This window comes from Corynebacterium sp. Marseille-Q4381, from assembly GCF_036881695.1.
Classification (GTDB): Bacteria; Actinomycetota; Actinomycetes; order Mycobacteriales; family Mycobacteriaceae; genus Corynebacterium.
On record NZ_JBAJNR010000003.1, the window covers coordinates 98,687 to 118,624 of the forward strand.

18 protein-coding genes are annotated in these 19,938 nt (G+C 65.4%); 7 read left to right on the top strand and 11 right to left on the bottom strand.

Features of this window, described 5'->3' with window-relative positions; all coding sequences use genetic code 11:
• The first annotated feature begins 220 nt into the window (after positions 1-220).
• From V6D40_RS03590 to ilvD, 3 genes are read left to right on the top strand one after another with little or no spacing between them, the layout of a single operon-like run.
• A complete protein-coding gene (locus V6D40_RS03590; protein WP_334288993.1) occupies positions 221-1,630 on the top strand; it encodes a mechanosensitive ion channel domain-containing protein in 1,410 nt (469 codons plus the stop codon).
• Between the two features lie 25 nt (positions 1,631-1,655).
• Complete coding sequence (locus V6D40_RS03595) at positions 1,656-2,186, top strand: PH domain-containing protein (protein WP_334288994.1); 531 nt, start codon at positions 1,656-1,658, stop codon at positions 2,184-2,186.
• On the top strand, positions 2,183-4,021 hold the full coding sequence (ilvD, locus tag V6D40_RS03600; RefSeq protein WP_334288995.1) for a dihydroxy-acid dehydratase: 1,839 nt from the start codon (positions 2,183-2,185) through the stop codon (positions 4,019-4,021). Before V6D40_RS03595 ends, ilvD begins: the two co-directional genes overlap by 4 nt.
• 14 nt (positions 4,022-4,035) lie before the next feature.
• Here the strand turns inward: ilvD and V6D40_RS03605 are convergent, their stop codons facing one another.
• On the bottom strand, positions 4,036-4,818 hold the full coding sequence (locus V6D40_RS03605) for a DoxX family protein (protein ID WP_334288996.1): 783 nt from the start codon (positions 4,816-4,818) through the stop codon (positions 4,036-4,038).
• A 303-nt stretch (positions 4,819-5,121) separates the two neighbouring features.
• Between V6D40_RS03605 and V6D40_RS03610 the strand changes: the two genes are divergently transcribed.
• Complete coding sequence (locus V6D40_RS03610; RefSeq protein WP_334288997.1) at positions 5,122-5,565, top strand: MarR family winged helix-turn-helix transcriptional regulator; 444 nt, start codon at positions 5,122-5,124, stop codon at positions 5,563-5,565.
• Between the two features lie 78 nt (positions 5,566-5,643).
• Positions 5,644-7,050 (top strand): YkvI family membrane protein, encoded by a 1,407-nt coding sequence (locus V6D40_RS03615; protein WP_334288998.1) that lies wholly within the window; start codon positions 5,644-5,646, stop codon positions 7,048-7,050.
• 533 nt (positions 7,051-7,583) lie between these two features.
• On the opposite strand, the gene gatB is transcribed toward V6D40_RS03615, so the two are convergent.
• Genes gatB through gatC form a run of 7 tightly spaced genes read right to left on the bottom strand, consistent with a single transcriptional unit; the run spans position 7,584 to position 14,747 of the window.
• Positions 7,584-9,083: an Asp-tRNA(Asn)/Glu-tRNA(Gln) amidotransferase subunit GatB gene (gene gatB, locus V6D40_RS03620; protein ID WP_334288999.1), complete on the bottom strand. Its 1,500-nt coding sequence runs from the start codon at positions 9,081-9,083 to the stop codon at positions 7,584-7,586.
• 14 nt (positions 9,084-9,097) lie between these two features.
• A complete protein-coding gene (locus tag V6D40_RS03625; protein ID WP_334289000.1) occupies positions 9,098-10,075 on the bottom strand; it encodes a bile acid:sodium symporter family protein in 978 nt (325 codons plus the stop codon).
• Between the two features lie 29 nt (positions 10,076-10,104).
• Entirely contained in the window at positions 10,105-10,620 is a 516-nt protein-coding gene (locus V6D40_RS03630) for a mismatch-specific DNA-glycosylase (protein WP_334289001.1), read from the bottom strand.
• Complete coding sequence (locus V6D40_RS03635) at positions 10,621-11,652, bottom strand: ATP-dependent 6-phosphofructokinase (RefSeq protein WP_334289002.1); 1,032 nt, start codon at positions 11,650-11,652, stop codon at positions 10,621-10,623.
• A gap of 18 nt (positions 11,653-11,670) precedes the next feature.
• A complete protein-coding gene (locus tag V6D40_RS03640; RefSeq protein WP_334289003.1) occupies positions 11,671-12,987 on the bottom strand; it encodes an MFS transporter in 1,317 nt (438 codons plus the stop codon).
• Positions 12,962-14,443, bottom strand: coding sequence for an Asp-tRNA(Asn)/Glu-tRNA(Gln) amidotransferase subunit GatA (gatA, locus tag V6D40_RS03645; RefSeq protein WP_334289004.1), 1,482 nt, complete (start codon positions 14,441-14,443; stop codon positions 12,962-12,964). Before gatA ends, V6D40_RS03640 begins: the two co-directional genes overlap by 26 nt.
• A gap of 4 nt (positions 14,444-14,447) precedes the next feature.
• Positions 14,448-14,747, bottom strand: a complete 300-nt coding sequence (gatC, locus tag V6D40_RS03650) for an Asp-tRNA(Asn)/Glu-tRNA(Gln) amidotransferase subunit GatC (protein WP_334289005.1) — start codon at positions 14,745-14,747, stop codon at positions 14,448-14,450.
• 109 nt (positions 14,748-14,856) lie between these two features.
• Here gatC and V6D40_RS03655 point away from each other — a divergent pair, with 109 nt between their 5' ends.
• Positions 14,857-15,522 (top strand): amino acid-binding ACT domain protein, encoded by a 666-nt coding sequence (locus tag V6D40_RS03655; RefSeq protein ID WP_334289006.1) that lies wholly within the window; start codon positions 14,857-14,859, stop codon positions 15,520-15,522.
• Here the strand turns inward: V6D40_RS03655 and ligA are convergent.
• Both ligA and V6D40_RS03665 read right to left on the bottom strand, forming a co-directional pair.
• A complete protein-coding gene (gene ligA, locus V6D40_RS03660) occupies positions 15,514-17,559 on the bottom strand; it encodes an NAD-dependent DNA ligase LigA (RefSeq protein ID WP_334289007.1) in 2,046 nt (681 codons plus the stop codon). The genes V6D40_RS03655 and ligA overlap by 9 nt on opposite strands.
• Before the next feature lie 21 nt (positions 17,560-17,580).
• Positions 17,581-18,327, bottom strand: a complete 747-nt coding sequence (locus tag V6D40_RS03665) for a cyclase family protein (RefSeq protein ID WP_334289008.1) — start codon at positions 18,325-18,327, stop codon at positions 17,581-17,583.
• 90 nt (positions 18,328-18,417) lie between these two features.
• Between V6D40_RS03665 and V6D40_RS03670 the strand changes: the two genes are divergently transcribed.
• Entirely contained in the window at positions 18,418-19,098 is a 681-nt protein-coding gene (locus tag V6D40_RS03670) for a 3'-5' exonuclease (protein WP_334289009.1), read from the top strand.
• Here the strand turns inward: V6D40_RS03670 and V6D40_RS03675 are convergent.
• Positions 19,095-19,934 (bottom strand): methionine synthase, encoded by an 840-nt coding sequence (locus V6D40_RS03675; RefSeq protein ID WP_334289010.1) that lies wholly within the window; start codon positions 19,932-19,934, stop codon positions 19,095-19,097. The two genes, V6D40_RS03670 and V6D40_RS03675, sit on opposite strands and share 4 nt — an antisense overlap.
• Between the last annotated feature and the right edge of the window lie 4 nt (positions 19,935-19,938).

The following is a 19,938-nucleotide window of genomic DNA, read 5'->3' on the forward strand; positions in this document are numbered from 1 at the left end:
CTTCAGGTTTAAAAAGACGGCGATCTCAAAAACAAAAGCCCCCGAGCGAGCTGTGTGCTCTCGAGGGCGCTTGTTGTGTTGCGGTTAGCGTGAGTTGCAACCCGCTACGGCAAGCGCCGCACCGGAATTACTACTACTGCTAGCTGCGAAGAGATCATGCGGCTGATCATACACAAATCACAGCTGCGCACGCGGCAAAAGAACTAGAATTTTATGCACTATGCCTTTTGCGTACATCTTCGAGCAGGCGTGGCGGTGGCTCGCCGACACCGGCATCAACCTGCTGATTCTTTTGCTCCTCGCTCTGCTCGTCCCCCGCGCTGGCCGGTTCGCGAACCGCTTTTTCGCGCGGCACGTGAACAAGTCCTACGACCAAGACGAGAGCAAAAGCCAGCTGGCGGTCACCGGCGTGGTGGTCTACATCGTCCAGCTGATCGCGTTCTTCCTCATCTTCATTTTCCTGCTGCAGCAAATCGGCTTCTCGCTCGCGGGCGCGGCGATCCCGGCTACCGTGGTCTCGGCCGCGATCGGTTTCGGCGCGCAGAACATCATCGCGGATTTCCTCGCCGGGTTCTTCATCCTCACCGAGAAGCAGTACGGGGTCGGAGACCACGTCACATTTCAAGGCAACGGGCTTGACGTAAGCGGAGACGTCAGCCAGATCACCATGCGCGCAACCACCATCCGCACCATCAACCAGGCCACCGTCACCATTCCGAACTCCGCGGCGCGCATCTACATCAACCAGTCGAACTACTGGGTCAACGCGCTCGTGGTAATCCCGGTGCCGTTGCTCGGCTCGCAGTCGGCGGAGCACGCGATCGAGCGCTCCGAGCGCGCCGCCCGCCGCGCTATCGCGCGCGCCGACATCCACCCGAGCGTCACCGGCGAACTGCAAGTCCACCCGGCCGTCGAGGTCAACCCGCCGTCAGCCGCCGGACTGCCGTGGACCGTGGACATGCGGTTCATGGTTCGCGTCGAGCCGCTGAGCCAGTGGATGGTCGAGCGCGCCATCCGCGTGGCAGTCCTCGACGAGTTCTGGGAGGAGTACGGCAGCGCGCCAGAGCTTTTCCCGCTTGCCGACGCCGCGCCTTCCTCCCCCACCCCCGACCAGGAGACTCACCCTCCGACCGAGCGCATGGCGCCAATCGCTCCCCGCGCCGCGATACCGTCCACCCCGACCCCAGATCCCACGCCCGCGCCCGCCTCCCCACCGAGCACCGCCGTCGAGGACGCGGTCCCCAACACCGTGTTCAACGGGCTGATGCGCGAGAGCACCATGTGGCTCCTCGTCGTTTTCGCCGTCACAGTCCTCGTCCGCGGCCTCACCCTCACCCCGGGCACGGACAGCGACGCGAACGCCGGCGTGCTTGCCCCGCCGCAGCGCAGCACGGAGATAACCTCCCCTGCCGAGGACACCGCCGGCCCCGCAACTACGAGCCCGAGCATCCCGCCGAGCGAGTCTCACGCTCCCACCACCGAGCCCAGCCCTACCCCGGAGTCCGAGCCCGCGACGCCGGAACCTACGACGCCGGAGCAGGAATCCCCCGAGACATCTGCGCAGCCAGAGGGCGAACCTTCACGTGAATCCGTGGTTTCGACCGCCCCGCTGCGCGGCATCCTAGATTGAACCAGCGTGTTGCACGTTGGCTAGCATGACAAACATGAATGAGGCCAAACACGTCTTTCGCCCATCCCGCGAACACGTCATCGCGATCGTGATGATGATCGGCATCGCGCTTATCGGCGTCATGTGGGCGCCAAAGTACCTGGGGTGGGTGCTGGTCCTTTTGGCCCTCCCCATCGCTTGGGTCTACACCGCCTCCACCACAGTGGATGACCGCGGCATCGCAATGAAATACTTGTTCCGCAAGAACGCCCGCGTGACCTGGGACGATCTGGCCGGCGTGTCGTTTGTGGGAGCAAAGGCTCTCGCCACCACGAAGGCGGGTACGGAGTACCCAATGCCTGGCGTAACATTCAACTCACTCCCAGAGCTCTCCGCTGCGTCGAACGGGCGCATCACCGACGTGATCACCGAAGCAGCGGAAGCCGCCGACGGGAAGTACGAAATCATCGACAAAGAGGGCTACAGCGTCTTGCTCGACGAAGACGAGTACAACGCGTACCTCGAAAAACACCCGGATACGCCGGGCCCTCGGCCCCGCAAAGGAGAAACCAAGTGATTCCGCTCCGCTCACGAGTAACCACCGTCGGACGCCAGGCAGCGGGTGCCCGCGCGCTGTGGCGCGCAACCGGCACTGAGGAGAACCAGTTCGGTAAACCGATCGTGGCAATCGTGAACTCCTACACGCAGTTCGTCCCCGGCCACGTGCACTTGAAGCACGTCGGCGAGATCGTCGCCGACGCGGTCCGCGCGGCAGGCGGCGTGCCGAAGGAGTTCAACACTATCGCTGTCGACGACGGGATCGCGATGGGCCACTCCGGCATGCTCTACTCCCTGCCCAGCCGCGAGATCATCTCGGACTCGGTGGAGTACATGTGCAACGCCCACACGGTGGACGCCATGGTGTGCATCTCCAACTGCGACAAGATCACCCCGGGCATGCTCAACGCAGCCATGCGCCTGAACATCCCGGCCGTGTTCGTCTCCGGTGGCCCGATGGAGGCGGGTAAGGCGATTAACGCAGGCGGCGTGGTCAAGCCGAAGTCGGACCTTATCGATGCGATCGCCCTGTCCGCCAACGATGCGGTGACCGACGCAGAGCTCGACGAGATTGCCAACAGCGCGTGCCCGACCTGTGGCTCCTGCTCCGGCATGTTCACGGCGAACTCCATGAACTGCCTGACCGAGGCCCTGGGGTTGTCCCTGCCCGGCAACGGCACCACGCTTGCCACCCACACCGCGCGGCGCGCCCTGTTCGAGCAGGCGGGCTCTCGCATCGTCGAGCTGTGCGAGCGTTACTACGGCCAGGGCGACGAGTCGGTCCTGCCGCGTTCCATCGCTACCGAGCACGCGTTCCGCAACGCGATGGCCCTGGATATGGCGATGGGCGGATCCACCAACACGATCCTCCACATCCTCGCGGCGGCGCAGGAGGGCGAAGTGGACTTCGACCTCGCCGACATCGACGAACTCTCCCACCGCATCCCTTGCCTGTCCAAGGTTGCGCCGAACGGCGAAGCCCACGTCGAGGACGTGCACCGCGCCGGCGGCATCCCCGCAATCCTCGGCGAGCTGCGCAGGGGCGGGCTGCTTCACGACGACGTCCACACCGTCGCCTACGACTCCCTCGACGCGTGGCTCTCCGACTGGGACATCCGCTCCGAGAACCCGCTGGACGAGGCGGTGGAGCTGTACCACGCCGCCCCCGGCGGTCAGCGCACCACCGAGCCGTTCAGCCAGTCCGCTCGCTGGGAAAGCCTGGACACCGACGCCGCCAACGGCGTAATCCACGACGTCGAGCACCCCATCACCTCCGACGGCGGGCTCGTGGTGCTGCGCGGCAACCTGGCTCCCGACGGGGCGATCCTGAAGACCGCCGGCGTGGAGGAAGGTCTCTGGGAGTTCTCCGGCCCCGCACGCGTGGTGGATTCGCAGGAGCAAGCGGTGTCCATGATCCTCGCCCGCGAGGTGCTCGAGGGCGAGGTCGTGGTCATCCGCTACGAAGGTCCCGCCGGCGGCCCAGGCATGCAGGAGATGCTGCACCCCACCTCGTTCCTCAAGGGAGCCGGACTGGGTAAGAAGTGCGCGCTGATCACCGACGGCCGCTTCTCCGGCGGCACCTCGGGCCTGTCCATCGGCCACATCTCCCCCGAGGCGGCCCACGGCGGTCTCATCGGCCTTGTCCAGGACGGCGACATTATCTCCATCTCGGTGGCCAACCGCGAGCTGAAGCTCGACGTCGACGACGAAGTGTTGGCGCAGCGCCGCGCAGAGATGGAGGCCAGCGACAACCCGTGGACGCCGAACCGCGTCCGCGAGGTGTCGAAGGCGCTGAAGGCCTACGCAAAAATGGCGACCAGCGCCGACAAGGGCGCTGTCCGCCAGGTTGATTAAAAAGGGCGTGCGACCTAGACCACGAACGGGTTGACGTCGGTGGCGAACCACCAGATCAACCCGGCCGCCGCGAGGCCGACGATCAGCCAGATCCAGCTAGACGCCAGCGGGCGGCGCGCCCAAGAGCGGCCGTTGTCCACGCCGTACAGGCCCGGTCCGGTGAACTGAAGCGTCAGCGCGATGCCGACAAGGATCCACGGCAGCCAGACGCTTGCATCCCACGCGAGCACGTTCCACCCGTTCGCTGAATCGACCACCGCGTGCAGCGCTGCGAACGCGGTGACCGCCACCGCTACCGCGGCGGCGACCGGGGTGATCAGGCCCAAGACGATGAACACGCCCGCGGCGAGCTCAAGCGTGGGCACCATGATGGCCATGCCGTTGCCGAACGGGTAGTTCGCGTATGCGCTTTCCAGCCCCGCGATACCTTCGGACCCGCCGAGACGGAAGAACGTGCGCAGCGACGAAATGATCAGGTACGCGCCGAAGCACAGGCGCAGAAGCAGCAACCCAAAGTCGATGGTGCCGCGGCCAACTGGGGCGATTTCCTCGACAACCGGCTCAGAGGCCACGGAGACCTCCTCGTAGACGGGGTCGGCCGGCGGGATGTACACCGGCTCGCGCTCCAGCGCCACCGTTTCCGCCGGCGACGCAGCCGGCGTAACCGTCGTGGAGACGGTCTCGGTGGTGACGGTGTCGCCCGCCGGGGCGGCGAACTCCTCGGTGGGTTTGTAGTCGGGCACGTTGTCGTAAGCAAAGTCGTCTGGGGTCACGTCGCGCGTGTTGTCTTGAGCCATGTGTCCAACGTATGCGACCCTGCTGGTTTGCTTGGGAAGGTCTTCGGCGTGCCTGCCCACCAAGGCTGGCGATGGCCTGTTTCCACGCCTATCGCACCACACCGAATCCTAAAGGGCGGATACCGGATGGCGGATATGCATTCGGGAAGCGGCACATCCGCCCTTCGATATCCGCCCCCACTCGCCCCTGGCGCCCGCGCCTCCCGAACAGGTGGGTTTGGCCAGAACGATGCCAAACGTCTTGGGACGTAGCGGTCACCCGCTATACATGCGCGAAACAGGCCCTGTTATATTCTTTCACCCATGCACCGGTTTCGTTGGCTAGATACGCATGATGCCGAAATTTGGGGCACCGTGTGGGAGTTTGTAACTTGGGTGCCCGCCGATCTCGACGAGCACCTGAAGAGCACGGAGCGGATGGCTCTGACGGACTACCTAACCTTGCTGTCGATCGCGCGGGCTGAGGATCACCACATCACGATGTCGAACCTCGCCCACGCGACCCGCATGTCTCCCTCCCGCCTGTCCCACGTGATGGACCGGCTGGAGGACCGCGGTCTCGCCACCCGCACGCGCAGCGAGCAAGACCGCCGCTCCTCTATCGCCTCGCTGACGCCCGACGGTGTTGAGTTCATGGTCCGAGTTACCCCCGCCGTGGTCACCCACATGCGCGGAACGATTTTTGAAACGGTGACGGAAGAAGAGCTGGATCAGCTCAACGCCATCATGAAGAAGATCATGAAGTAACTTTCCCCGGTTTCGCCTCTCGGTGTGCTTTGTTAACATCTCTTGGCTACTTTCACACCGATCCGAAAGGTTTCACCCATGGGGAAAACGCTCAAGGTCGCCTTGGCGTTAGTTGGCTTGTTGGTGGGCGCGGGATTCGCCTCAGGCCAAGAGACGATTCAGTACTTTCTCGCGTTCGGCTACTGGGGCATCGTTGGTGCCGTGGTGGCGGGCCTGATCATCATCTTCGTTGGTTCGGCGATTTTCCAGCTGGGCAGCTACTACCTCGCCGACGACCACAGCGCGGTGTTCAACAACGTTTCACGCCCCTGGGTGTCGAAGTACATGGACATCGCCACCATGTTCACCCTGTTCTCCATCGGGTTCGTGATGATCGCCGGCGCGGGCTCGAACCTGGAGCAGCAGTTCGGTTTTTCCACATGGGTGGGCGCGGCGATCATGACCGTCGTGCTCTTTCTGTCCGGGTTCTTGAACGTTGACCGCCTCACCGACGTCATCTCCTTCCTTACTCCCCTGCTGATCATTTGCGTCATCGGCGCGTTCCTTGTCACGATCGTGAACATGCCGGACAACATTGCCGGCCTCAACGAGCTAGCGATGCAGAACGTCAACGCGTCGGGCACCTTCGATAACTGGTTCGTCACCGCGGTGAACTACGCCACGCTCGTGATCATCATGGGTGTGTCCATGATGCTGGTGATCGCCGGCTCTCAGCTCAACCCGCGCGAGGCTGGCATGGGCGGCCTGCTCGGCGGCATCATCTTCTCCGTCATGCTGCTGATCTTGGTGTTCGTGCTCTTCTTCAACATGGAGTACATCTTCGGCGCCGACCTGCCGCTGCTCATGGTGTTCGACAACATGCACCCGGCAGTGGGTACCGCGGTGTCCATCGTGATCTACATGATGATTTACAACACCGCGGTCGGCATGTTCTACGCAATGGCCCGCCGCCTGACCCACAAGAACCCGCAGCGCTTCCGCCCGGTGTTCTTCACCGTGGTCACCATCGGCTTCGGACTCTCGTTTATCGGGTTCGCCGACCTGGTTGGCTGGGTCTACCCGCTACTGGGCTACCTCGGCCTCATCCTCACCATTGTGATGGGTGTTGCGTGGTTCCGCGACCGCGGCAAGATTAAGGACGAGACGCAGCGCCGCGAGCGCCTGGCAGAGCTCGCCGAAACCGCGCTCGACCCGGAATCGGACGACCTCACCCGCGCTGAGCGCCGCGAGGTGGAGACCTTGACGGCTGATTCCAACGTCTCCGACACGGAGCTGTGGCAATCGGTGCAGGAGGAAGTTGCGGCTGATCTCCACGCCGACGATTCCTCTCAGTTCAACCTCGACGACGTGCCGGCCCTGAACCCGGATTCGGACGAGTACAACGGCGCGCCGGAATCGCGCGGCGAGAAGATCGACTGGCAGGCCTACGGCGAGATGTACGAGACGGGCAGTTTTCCGGCCGTCGCTCCGAAGGAGACCAAGTAGGGCGAAGTAGGTCCGGACGGTTTCGAAGCCGTCGGCAATCGCCGCGGACTACGTGGCCCTTGGTGTCTTCGCGCTGATGGCGCGGGCGGCGCACACGGTCACCCGCAAAGTGTTGCTTCCAGAGTGTTGCTTCCAGATGGTCATTAACCGAGTACCCGTGCCGATCCCGATTTCGGCAACGGCGGTTAATGACCTTTTGGTAGTCACCATGTGAGGGGTGCTGCTGGTGTGGCGGAATTCTGCCGCGCATAATCGCGCGCTGATGGCGCGGGCGGCGCAAACAGTCACCCGCAAAGTGTTGCTTCCAGAGTGTTGCTTCCAGATGGTCATTAACCGAGTACCCGTGCCGATCCCGATTTCGGCAACGGCGGTTAATGACCTTTTGGTAGTCACCATGTGACGGGTGTGTCTGGTGTTGCGAAATTATGCCGCGCATAATCGCGGACCATTCTGCCGCGCATAATCCCGTCGATGATCCCAAACAGCCCCCGCCACACATCTCATCGTGCGGCGGGGGCGGTGGTTTTTGGTCGCTAGGAAAGCTTCTTCGCGATCAGCTGGTTGACCTGGCCCGGGTCAGCCTTGCCCTGGGTCGCCTTCATCACGGCGCCGACGATCGCGCCGGTGACCTTCTTGTTGCCGGCCTTGTACTTCTCCACGATGTCGGGGTTGGCGGCGAGCGCCTCGTCGACGGCCTTCTCGATGGCGCTGTCGTCGCGCACGACCTCGAGCCCGCGGGCCGCGACCACCTCGTCTACGCTGCCCTCGCCGGCGATCACGCCGTCCATAGCCTGGCGGCCGAGCTTCGTGGTGAGCTTGCCTTCCTTCACCAGCTCGACCACGCGCGCGACGTCGGCCGGGGTCACGCCGAGGGCGTCCAGATCCTTGCCCGCCTCGTTAGCCTTGCCGTTGATGTAGGACACCCACCAGGCGCGCGCCTCATCTGGCGTGGTGCCCGCCTCGACAGTGTCGACGATCAGGTCGAGCGCGCCAGCGTTGACCAGGTCGCGGAACTCCTTCTCCGGCAGCTGCCACTCCTCCTGGATGCGGGCGCGGCGCACCCACGGCAGCTCCGGCAGGGTGGCGCGGATTTCCTCGACCCACTCGGGTTTCGCAATCACCGGTGGGAGATCCGGGTCGTTGAAGTAGCGGTAGTCGCTCGCCTCCTCCTTCGGACGGCCCTTGGAGGTGGTGCCGTCCTTCTCCTGGTAGTGGCGGGTCTCCTGGACCACTTCCCCGCCGTCCGTCAGGACGGCCGCTTGACGCTGCATTTCGAAGCGCACGGCCTGCTCGACAGATTTCAGCGAGTTGATGTTCTTGGTCTCGGTGCGGGTGCCGAATTCCTCCTGGCCGATGGGCCGGAGAGACACGTTGGCGTCGCAACGCATCGAGCCCTGGTCCATGCGCGCATCAGATACGCCGAGCGCCTTGACCAACTCGCGCAGCGCGCCGACGTACGCCTTCGCGACCTCGGGTGCGCGCTCGCCGGCGCCGATGATCGGCTTCGTCACGATCTCAATCAGCGGGATGCCTGCGCGGTTGCAGTCCACCAGCGAGGCAGTCGCGCCCGTAATGCGGCCAGAGGCCGACCCCAGGTGGGTGAGCTTGCCGGTGTCTTCCTCCATGTGGGCTCGCTCGATCTCGACGCGCCACTCGGTGCCGTCCTCGAGGACGACATCCAGGTAGCCGTCGTACGCAATCGGCTCGTCGTACTGCGAGATCTGGTAGTTCTTCGGCTGGTCCGGGTAGAAGTAGTTCTTGCGGGCGAAGCGGGAAGACTCGGCGATCTTGCAGTTCAGCGCCAGACCGATCTTGATGGCCCACTCCACACCTTTGGCATTCACCACGGGTAGTGCGCCCGGCAGGCCCAGAGAAACCGGGTCAATATTGGAGTTCGGCTCGGCGCCGAAGTGGGCGGAGGACGTGGAGAACATCTTCGTCTCCGTGGCCAGCTCGACGTGCACCTCGAGACCCATCACCGGGTCGTACTTTTCCAGTACCTCGTCGTAATCCATCAGGTCGTACGCAGTCATGAGTGACAGTCTAATCACCGGGCCGACTCGGTCGATGCTCGCCGGTCCTTGGACCTAAAGATCATCGCCAGCACCGCGCCGGAGAGGTTGTGCCACACGGAGAACACGGCTGCCGGCAGCGCCGCAAGCGGGGTCATGTGGGTCGCCGCGAGGGTCGCGGCCATGCCGGAGTTCTGCATACCAACTTCGATAGAAGTCGTGCGGCAGGCCTGCTCCGGTTGGCCTGTGGCCTTGCCCGTGAAGTAGCCCACCAGGTAGCCGAGCGCGTTGTGCAGCACCACCGCCAGGAGCACGATGAGGCCCGCCTGCACCAGTTTCTCGCGCGAGCCGTAGACCACGTTGGCCACGATCATCGAAATCGCGATGACAGAGATCCACGGAAGGAAAGGCAAGATGGCGTCGACAAGCTTGGGCGCCACGAGGCGGATGACAAGGCCAAGGGTGACCGGGACGAGGACCATCTTCACAATCGAGGTGGCCATGGCGGCCGCCGAGACCGGCATGTGTTGGCCCGCGAGCCACAGCGTGAGAAGCGGTGTGAAGATCGGGGCCAAAAGCGTTGACACGGACGTCATAGCGACAGACAGGGCGACGTCGCCGCGGGCGAGGTAGCTCACCACGTTCGAGGAGGTGCCGCCCGGCGCGCAGCCGACGAGGATGACGCCGGCGGCGATTTCCGGCGGCAGGCGCAGGACCCAGGTCAGCACCACGGCGATTAGCGGCATGATGACGAACTGCGCCACGACGCCGATGAGCACGGGCAGCGGGCGCTTGACCACTTCGGCGAAGTCGCTGACCTTCAGCGTGAGCCCCATACCGAACATCACGATGCCGAGCAGCCACGTCGTCCACCCGGAGATTGGTTCCACGACAGCTGGGGCGAAGTAGCCCAAAAGGCCGCCCGCGATGACCAAAAGCGGGAAGCCGAGGGTGGCCATGAACGCGGAGCGGTCCTCCGCAGATTGGTCAGTATTTCGCTGTACGTTATCCATAGTGCGGGATAGTACTCCCACTATATGGACTATCTGCATACGGCCTCCCACACCTCGCGGTAACTGGCAGCGAGCGTGTCCACGGTTTCGTGGGCGTTGAGCCCGGAAGGGTTGCCCACCACCCAGACAGGCACGCCTGCGATCCCTTCTGTTTGGCGGCCTTTGCCCGCACGCGGACGTTGGAACGCGGTGCGAAACGCGCCGATGCCGGCGATCATGAGTCCCTCTGGGCGGTACGTGGCCACCTTGTCGGTGAGTTCCTTGCCCCCGGCGATCAGCTCGTCGCGGCTGAGCTCGCTCGCCTTCGCGGTGTAGCGGTTGACGATGTTGGTGAAGCCCAAGCCCTGCGCGGCAAGCATGACGTTGTCGGCGTCGGTGAGGCCGTCGCGGGCGTCGACAAGATAGGGCGTGATGCCGGCTGTGTGCAGCGCGGGCCAGAACCTGTTGCCGGGGTACGCGAACGGCGCATCCACCGCTTCCGAGCGCCCTCCGGGGTTAATGCCGACGATCCACAGCGTCGAATGAGCAAGATTCCGGTCGTGCATCTAGCCGAACATACTGCGGGCAGTGCGGTACCGCTCCGGCGGGACCTGCTTGAGGTGCGCCACTGCGCTCTCGAGCGGCACGAGGTCGATGTTCTCGCCGTGCAGAGCGACGCACGTATCGAACTTGCGCTCGTGGGCGGCGCGGGCAGCGTGCACCCCGTAGCGGGTGGCCAGCACGCGGTCGTACGCCGTGGGCGTGCCGCCGCGCTGGATGTGGCCAAGCACTGTGGTGCGCACGTCGTAGCCTAGGCGCTGTTTGATCTCGTCGGCGATGATCTGGCCCATACCGGTGAAGGTCTTGTGCCCGAACTCGTCCTCCTCACCCAGGCCAGCGTCCATCGTGCCCTCCTTCGGCACCGCGCCTTCGGCGACGACAATGATGCCGTATTTCTCCCCCATCTGGAAACGGCGCTCCATCGCCTTGCAAATTTCCTCGATGTCGAAGGGTTCTTCGGGGATCACGGTGTAGTGCGCGCCGCCGGCCATACCCGCGTGCAGCGCGATCCAGCCGACGTGGCGGCCCATCACCTCCACAATCAGGATGCGGTTGTGGGATTCCGCTGTGGTGTGGAGGCGGTCGATCGCGTCGGTCGCGACAGAGACTGCTGTGTCGAAACCGAAGGTGTAGTCGGTCGCCGCAACGTCGTTGTCAATGGTCTTCGGCACACCGACCACGGGGATGCCGTTGTCGGCAAGCCACTTCGCACCCTTGAGCGTGCCCTCGCCGCCGATGGCGATCAGCGCGTCGACGCCTGCGTCATCCAAATTCGCCTTGATCTGGTCGATGCCCGCTTTAAACTTGTCCGGGTGCAGGCGGCCGGTGCCCAAGATGGTGCCGCCGCGCAGCAGAATAGAGTCGATGTAGGCGTCGTCGTACAGGTCGATCCTGCGGTCCTCCATCAGGCCGACCCACCCGTCGAGGTAGCCGACGACCGTGGAGCCGTACTCCGAATTGGCCGTGCGAACGATGCCGCGGATCACAGCGTTAAGCCCCGGGCAATCGCCGCCGGAAGTCAAGGTGGCAAGTCGCATGCCTTAAGCCTAGCGCGCTTAAACGCGGGGCTTCAGGCTTATCGACGCCACCGCCCCCACCACCATCGCCGCCATCGGCACCCCCAGCGCCCACGACGCCGTCGCCGCAACCTCGCCCGAGGCGAGCACCGCGCCCACAAGCGCCACCCCGACCACGCTGCCCACCTGCCGGGCGGTGTTGTACAGCCCGGAAGCCGCGCCCGTGTGGTACTCCGCAACACCGCGCATGGTCACCGCCGCGTTCGGCGCCCACACGAACGCCCCGCCAACGCCCAACAGCGACGTCACGGCGGTAAACCACCACACCGAAACTCCCGCGCGCATCAGCAGGATCGCCAGCGCCAAGCCGGCTGCGCACACGGCGAAGCCCGCGGCGCAGAGCTTGCCCGGGTCGCGGCGGTCAGTCAGATACCCCGCCACCGGGGTGAGCACGAGGGCAAACACCGACATTGGGGCAGCTACTGCCCCAGAAGCGGTCGGCGACGCCCCCGCCACCGTCTGCAACCAGTACATCAACGGGATGAACATCGACGCCACGCTCAGCCCCATCATGGCCACGCCGAGCGCGCCGAGCGCGAACGAGCGGTCGCGCATCAGCTCCAGCGGCAGGAAGCCGTTGTCGGTGCCGTTTCTGGCGGAGAGCACAAGCAACCCCAGCAGCAGCGCGCCGAGCAGCACCGACATCCACAGCTGGAAGTGGATGCCGTAGACCGCGCACCCCAACCCGCCGAAAGAAAGCAGCACGGGCAACAGCGTGACCCGCTCACCGCTTCTGGGCAGCGCCGGCAAGAAAACCACCCCGGCAACGAGCGCCGCCGCACCGAGCCCGGCTTGCACGAAAAACGCCGCGCGCCAGCCCGAGGCTTCCGCGACTGCCCCGCCGATAACAGGACCGATCAGCGACGCCACCGAGCCGATGACACCCCACGCGGCAAACGCTCGGCCCTGCTTCGTCTCGTCGAACACGCGCGGGATGAGCCCGAACGCCTGGGGCAGGAACACCGCGGCGCCGAAGCCCTGCAGGCCGCGCGCCGCCACCAGCGAGCCGAAAGACCACGACGCGCCGGCGAAGATCAGCGCGGCGACGTAGATGGCAAGGCCGATGAGAAAGACGCGACGCTGACCGTAGGCGTCGCCCAGCTTGCCGGTGGCCGGCATCGGCGCGACGGTGCACAGCAGGTAGATGCTGGTCAGCCACACTGCCCCGCCGACTTCGAACGGGAGCAGCGGGGTGATCACGGGCATGAAACCCTGGTCAATGAGGACAAGAAAATACCCCGCAGCAAGGGCTGCGAGGGTATTCCAGGGGTTAACGGCCGGCTTCAAACGCCGCACCCACGCGGTAAAGCCGCGCGTCCTCGAACGCCGGGGCAATCAGCTGCAGACCGACCGGCAGCCCAGTGTCGCCCGCCTCGCCAGCGGGCAGGGACATGCCCGGCAAGCCGGCGAGGTTCAGCGGCAGCGTGAACAGGTCGAAGTTGTACATCGCCAACGGGTCGTCCACCTTCTCGCCGAGCTTGAACGCGGTGGTCGGCACCGCGGGGCCCGCGATGACGTCGACCTTTTCGAAGGCCTTTTGGAAATCCTGGGCGATCAGCGTGCGGACACGCTGCGCCTGCAGGTAGTACGCGTCGTAGTAGCCCACCGACAGCGCGTAGGTGCCCAGGATGATGCGGCGCTTGACCTCGGGCCCAAAGCCCTCGCCGCGGGTGAGCGCCATGACCTCCTCGGCAGAGTGCGCACCGTCGTCGCCGACGCGCTGGCCGTAGCGCATGCCGTCGAAGCGGGCAAGGTTCGAGCTCACCTCGGAGGTCTGGATGAGGTAGTAGGCCCCCATCACGTCCTCGAAGCTCGGGCAATCCACCTCGACGATTTCAGCACCTTGGCGCTGAAGCTGAGCAAACGCGTTGTCGATGATCTCGTTCACGCCGTCCTGAGTACCAGGACGGTCGAACTGCTTGACGCGGCCGACCTTGACGCCCTTCAAGTCGCCCTTCGCACCCTCGCGGGCAGCGTCGGCGAGCGCGGGCACATCGCGGTCCACGCTCGTGGCGTCGAACTCGTCGTGGCCGGCGATGATCTCGTGCAAAAGGGCAGTGTCCAATACATTGTTCGCGCACGGGCCGACCTGGTCCAGCGAGGACGCGCACGCCACGACGCCGTAGCGCGACACGCCGCCGTACGTCGGCTTCACACCGACAGTGCCAGTCAGCGACGCCGGCTGGCGGATCGAGCCACCGGTGTCGGTGCCGATTCCAAGTGGCGCCTCGCCGGCAGCGAGCGCGGCCGCGGTGCCGCCGCCCGAGCCGCCCGGCACGCGGGTGGTGTCGTGCGGGTTCTTCGTCGGCTTGTAGGCGGAGTTTTCCGTCGACGAGCCCATGGCGAACTCGTCCAAGTTGGTCTTGCCCAGAATCGGGATGCCGGCCTCGCGCAGCTTGGTTACCACGGTCGCGTCGTATGGGCTCATATAGCCCTCGAGCATCTTGGACGCAGCGGTGGTCGGCGCGTCGGTGGTGACCAGGAGATCTTTCAGCGCCAGCGGCACGCCCGCGAGCGCGGACGCCGGCTCGCCGCCGCTTTTGACCTGCTCGTCGACCTTGTCCGCCGCCGTCAGCGCCTCTTCGGCACCGACGTAAAGGAACGCGCCGATCTCGCCGTCGACCTCTCCAATGCGGTCGAGGAACGCTTGCGTGACCTCGCGGGAGGTGACCTCACCGGCCTGGATCATGGCGGCGAGCTCGTGCGCCGGCTTCGAAACCAAGCCGTCTTGCGGAATGGTGTACTGCGACATTGTTCTAGTCTCCCTCTCCCAGAATCTGCGGAACCACGAAGCGGTTCTCCTCAACTGCCGGCGCCTGGTCCAGCGCCTCGGCCTGCGTCAGGGTTTTCTTCTCCACGTCTTCGCGCATGCCGGCCTCGATCGAGTGCGGGTGGCTCATAGGCGTCACACCCTCGGTGTCGACGCTTTGCACCTTCGACACTGCGTCCACGATGGTGTCGAGCTGCTTCGCAATGTCGTCGAGTTCATCGTCTTTGAGCGCGATGCGCGCAAGTTTCGCGATGCGCGAGACCTCGTCGCGGGAAATCTCAGCCAATGTGCTTCCTTTTCTGTTCAAGGGTTGGCGGTGAAAACGCCTCCATCTTACGTGCCGCCCCCACACGCCAAGTCAAAACCTCTTGGTGCGGGTTGCTATAAATATGGCCATGTCCTATCTCATCCGCGTTTCGCTTCCAGACACCCCTGGCAGCCTCGGCGAGCTCGCCGTGGCGTTCGGTCTGGTCGACGCGAACATCCAGTCCGTGGACATTGTGCAGACGGGCACGGACGGCCACGTCACCGACGACATCGTGGTGTCGCTGCCGACCGGGACGATGGTGGATGCCGTGGTGACCGCCGCCGCCTCCGTTGACGGCGTTGAAGTGGACTCGGTGCGCCCGTTCACTGGGCGCGTCGACCGACGCGGTCAAGTGCAAATGCTTGCCCGCATCGCGAACCAGTCGACCAACATCGAGGCCGCGATGGCCGAGTTGGTCGAGGTCGTGCCGCGGACGATGACCTCGTCGTGGGCGGTGGCGCTTCGCAACACCGACGCAGGACTTGTGCGCGTCGCCGCTTCTCAGGCAGCGCCGGGCGACGACGGCACCAGCCCGCACATGCTGGACGTGGATGGCCCCCGCATCCTCTTCCCCGAGACGGACACCTGGATGCCGGACGCGTGGTCGTTGCTGGACACAGCGCTGGCGATCACCCCGCTGCAGGGCACCGACCTCGTGCTCGTCGTCGGCCGCATCGGCGGCCCGGACTTTTTAGCGTCTGAGGTCTCCCAGATCGGCGACCTCGGCGCCATTATCGGCGCGATCCTACGCTAGCGCGCCGAGCGCTTCGGGTCCTGCTTCCAGCAGCGCCACAAACTGCTCTTCGTTGAGAATCGGCCGGCCGAGCTCCTCTGCTTTCGCTGCCTTGGAGCCGGCGTTCTCGCCGACGACAACGTAATCCGTTTTCTTCGACACGCTGCCGGCGGCCTTCCCGCCGCGCGACAGGATCGCCTCTTTCACCTCGTCGCGGCTAAACCCGTCCAGCGTGCCCGTGACGACCACGGTGAGGCCTGCGAGGGTCTGCGGCAGGTCCTCCCCGCCAGCGTCCTCCATCGTCACGCCGGCCTCTGCCCACTTGCGAACGATCTCACGGTGCCAATCGACTTCGAACCAGGCCTTGAACGATTCGGCAATGATCTGGCCCACTCCGTCGGTTTCGGCGAGGTCGGACAAGGGTGCGTCGATAAGCGCCTGCATCGACTTGTACCGCGCGGCGAGCGCGCGGGCCGCTGTGGGTCCGACGTGGCGGATGGACAGGGCGACCAGCACCCGCCACAGCTCCGCGTCCTTGGCTTTCTCGAGGTTGTCCAAAAGCTTCTTGCCCGCGGCGCTGATCTGGCCGTCCTTGCGGGTGTAGGCGTTGGATTTCTCCAGGTCGTTTTCGGTGAGGTCGAACAGGCAGCCTTCGTCTTCGAGCACGCCCGAGGTAATCAGGTCGTGGGCGCCCTTCTCGCCGAGCGCCTCGATATCGAAGGCGCCGCGGGAGGCGAGATACTCCAGCCGCGCGCCGAGCTGGGCCGGGCACGAGCGGGTGTTGGGGCAGCGCCAGTCGGCGTCGCCCTCTTTCGCAGGCGCGAGCGTGGTGCCGCACACCGGGCAGGCTTGAGGGAAGACGAACTCGCGCTCGGTGCCGTCGCGCAGATCCGCAACCGGGCCCACGACCTCCGGGATGATCTCGCCGGCTTTGCGCACCACCACCGTGTCGCCGATGAGCACGCCCTTGCGCTTGACCTCGTGCTGGTTGTGCAGCGTGGCCATGGACACCGTCGAGCCCGAGACGAACACCGGCTCAAGCACGGCGAACGGGGTTGCGCGGCCAGTGCGGCCGATGGAGACGGCGATGTCTTTGAGCTTGGTGGTCACCTCCTCCGGCGGGTACTTGTAGGCGATCGCCCAGCGGGGCGCGCGCGAGGTCGCGCCGAGTGCGCGCTGCGCGTCGATGGGGTCGACCTTGACCACAAGGCCGTCCATCTCATGGATGGCGTCGTGGCGGTGATCCGCCCAGTACGCGACGTCTTTCTGCACCTCCGCGGCCGTTACCGCCCGCTTGGTGTACTCGGAGACCGGCAGACCCCACGCCGCCAGCTGCTCGTACGCCTCGTGCTGGGTCTTCGGCGCAAAACCCTCGCGCGCGCCGATGCCGTGGCAGATCATGCGGAGCTTGCGCTTTTTGACGTCCTCCGGGTTCTTCTGGCGCAGCCCGCCCGCGGCGGCGTTGCGGGGGTTAGCGAACGGCTTGCCGCCTTCGGCGATGCGCAGCTCGTTGAGCTCGGGGAAATCCTCGGGTCGGATGAACACCTCGCCGCGGATTTCCACCAGCGCGGGCGCCTCGCCCTCAAGCTCGTGCGGGATGTCCTCGATCACCTTGGCGTTGTCGGTGATGTCCTCGCCCACGCGGCCGTCGCCGCGCGTCGCAGCCCGGGTGAGTTTCCCGTTCTCGTACACCAGGTCGATCGACAGGCCGTCGATCTTCAGCTCGGTCAGGTACGGCCCCGGGGTCTTGTCCAGCCACTCCTGCATCTCGTCGGGCGAGAACACGTTGTCGAGGCTCATCATCCGCTCGAGGTGGGTGACGTCGGCGAAGACGGTGGAAGCAACCGGCGCACCGACCTGCTTCGTCGGCGACTCCGGCACCGCAAACTCCGGGTGCGCTTCCTCGAACGCTTCAAGGCGGCGGTACAACGTGTCGAACTCAGCGTCCGAGATGACGGGCTGCCCGTTGTAGTACAGGTCGCGGTGGTGGCGGACCTCCTCAGCGAGCTCGTCCCACTGGCGGTGGAGGTCCTGCTGCTCGGGCGCGTTGTCAGTCATAGCGCCCCAGTCTAGGCTCCCCTACTTCTCGTAGAGCGCGAAGACGCGGGAGGTAATGCTCGGCGCGCCCTTAATGTTCGCGGGGCCGACCACAACGACGGCGCCGGTGGCGGGCACCTGGTCCAGGTTGGTCATGACTTCGACCTGGTAGATGTCCTGCTCGAGGATGTAAAGCTCGCCGTAGAGGAAACCCTCGCGCGCGGCCGTCACACCGGCGTCGGTGTCGAGCGTCTCGTGGCCGATGGCGGCCACACCGCGCTGCTCCACGAGGAACTTCAGCGCGTCGAGAGACCAGCCTGGAGTGTGCTGAACGCCGTCGTCGTCCAGGTTGCGGAACGCCGCCGGGTCCTCCCAGCGGGCGTGCCAGTTGCTCGAGAACGCCACGAAGCTGCCCGCGGGAATCTCGCCGTGCTCGGCCTCAAACGCTTCGATCGCCTCGACGGTGACCTCATAGTCAGGGTCCGCCGCGACCTCGTCCTCGAGGTGGAGGACGAAAAGCGGCAGGATCAGTTCGTCGGCGCCGATGGCGTCGACAAGCCGCTTGCCCTCGGCGAAGTGGCCCGGCGCGTCGATGTGTGTGCCGTACGGCGTGGCAAGGGTGTACTCCTTCGCCCAGAAGCGGTCCTGCTCGATGGTGTTCACGGTGCGCTCGCGCATCGGCTCGAACGCCGGGAAACGCGGGATGTCCTCGTGCACCTGGTGGGTCAGGTCGACGCGGGTGGCGGCGAGCACTCGGCTTTGGAAATCGTTCACGTTGGAATTGGTCATACCCTTGAATATCGGACATCCCGCGCGCTGACAGCAACCGTTGTATTCACCGCGCCCGGCCGTGTTGGGGCGCTCGTTAGAATGATCCGCATGGCTACCCCAGCAGGCTTCGACGCGTCCCGGATGCTCTCCTTCGACCTGGAAACCACCTCGGCGAACCCGCAGGAGGCGCGCATCGTGACCTCTGCGCTGGTGCGTATCGACGGGCGCGAGGTCACCGCGAACGAAACACTCGCGGACCCCGGCGTGGAAATCCCTGCGGAGGCGGCGAAGGTGCACGGGATCAGCACCGAGAAGGCGCGGGCGGAGGGCCGCCCGCACGACGAGGTGCTGCGCGAGACGGTTGAGACGATCAAGCGGGGCTGGGAGGACGGGCTGACGCTCGTCGTGTTCAACGCCCCCTACGATCTCACGGTGCTGCGAACCCTCACCGGCGATTTCACTGTGACAGGACCGGTGTACGACCCGCTTTTGATCGACCGGACGAAAGACCGCTTCCGCAAAGGCTCGCGCCGCTTGAGCGACATGTGCCAGTTCTACGGAGTGCGCATCGACAACGCGCACGAGGCGACCTCCGACGCCATGGCTGCCGCGCGCATTGCGTGGAAGCAGGTGCGCCAGTGGCCGGAGCTGACGGAGATGGATGCGGGCGCGCTCATGGAGTACCAGGCGGTGCAGCACTACATGCTGCAGGAGGAGCGCCGCGAATACCTGACCAAACAGGGCAAGGACGCGTCGCGCTGCTCGACGAGCTGGCCGATGATCGGTTAGCGCAGCGCGGCAGCCATCTCCCGCGCCGTACGGAAGTTGCGCGCGGTTTCGAGCAGCGTCTCGCCGGCGTCCGCGTAGGTGTCGATGGTGGCGGTGCCGGGGTCGATCTGCAGCTCGTCGAAAAGTTGGAGTACCTCGCGCGGCGGGGTGACCGGGATGGCGAGGCGCGCCCCGCGGTCGAGCAATCCTGCGAGGGCGTCCTTGTTCTCTTTGAGGCTTGTGGTTTGCCACGGTGCGTCGATAAGCAGCGGCGCGTTGAGCAGGAACTCCCCGTAACCCGCGTAGGCCTCCTCTGGCTCTGGCACCGCCGCGATGCGCTCGTACTCCGCCGCGCCCGCCAACGCGCCCTTCACGACGTCGGCGAGCAGCGGCTCGTCGAGTTGGAGGACGGTTGGGGCAATTCGCTTTTCGACGTCCCCCCGATGCTCCCCAACCGCCCCCTCGAGCGCATCCTGCAGATCGCGCACCGCGCCTTGGTCGGTGATCATGCGGTGGCCGTTCGGCATCTCGATCGCGGCGGCGAGCGTCCACGGCCCCACCAGCTGGACCTTCACGCGATCGACCTTGCCCGCCCACAACTCCTCGAGGACGTCCAAGTCGCGCGCCATGTTGTCTTGCAGTCCGCGTTTGCGCGCAGCCACCCGCCACCCGCGCGGGCCCCGGTCAACCGGGATGTCCAGAAGCGCCGCCGTGCGGCCGATGGCGTCGAAGCCGATCCCGCGGGCGGGCAACTGCGGGATGTGCGGCAGCGGCAACTCAGAGAGCACCACGTCGGCGGCCTTCACCAGGTCGGTGCCCGGCATCGGGCCGAGTCCAAAAACGAGGGGGGTATCCACGCCG

Bases quoted from the DNA above. Each gene is read 5' to 3' on its own strand.
- V6D40_RS03590 (WP_334288993.1), top strand. From the start codon at position 221: ATGCCTTTTGCGTACATCTTCGAGCAGGCGTGGCGGTGGCTCGCCGAC.
- V6D40_RS03595 (WP_334288994.1), top strand. From the start codon at position 1,656: ATGACAAACATGAATGAGGCCAAACACGTCTTTCGCCCATCCCGCGAA.
- V6D40_RS03605 (WP_334288996.1), bottom strand. From the start codon at position 4,818: ATGGCTCAAGACAACACGCGCGACGTGACCCCAGACGACTTTGCTTAC.
- V6D40_RS03610 (WP_334288997.1), top strand. From the start codon at position 5,122: ATGCACCGGTTTCGTTGGCTAGATACGCATGATGCCGAAATTTGGGGC.
- V6D40_RS03615 (WP_334288998.1), top strand. From the start codon at position 5,644: ATGGGGAAAACGCTCAAGGTCGCCTTGGCGTTAGTTGGCTTGTTGGTG.
- gatB (WP_334288999.1), bottom strand. From the start codon at position 9,083: ATGACTGCGTACGACCTGATGGATTACGACGAGGTACTGGAAAAGTAC.
- V6D40_RS03625 (WP_334289000.1), bottom strand. From the start codon at position 10,075: ATGGATAACGTACAGCGAAATACTGACCAATCTGCGGAGGACCGCTCC.
- V6D40_RS03630 (WP_334289001.1), bottom strand. From the start codon at position 10,620: ATGCACGACCGGAATCTTGCTCATTCGACGCTGTGGATCGTCGGCATT.
- V6D40_RS03635 (WP_334289002.1), bottom strand. From the start codon at position 11,652: ATGCGACTTGCCACCTTGACTTCCGGCGGCGATTGCCCGGGGCTTAAC.
- gatA (WP_334289004.1), bottom strand. From the start codon at position 14,443: ATGTCGCAGTACACCATTCCGCAAGACGGCTTGGTTTCGAAGCCGGCG.
- V6D40_RS03655 (WP_334289006.1), top strand. From the start codon at position 14,857: ATGTCCTATCTCATCCGCGTTTCGCTTCCAGACACCCCTGGCAGCCTC.
- ligA (WP_334289007.1), bottom strand. From the start codon at position 17,559: ATGACTGACAACGCGCCCGAGCAGCAGGACCTCCACCGCCAGTGGGAC.
- V6D40_RS03665 (WP_334289008.1), bottom strand. From the start codon at position 18,327: ATGACCAATTCCAACGTGAACGATTTCCAAAGCCGAGTGCTCGCCGCC.
- V6D40_RS03670 (WP_334289009.1), top strand. From the start codon at position 18,418: ATGGCTACCCCAGCAGGCTTCGACGCGTCCCGGATGCTCTCCTTCGAC.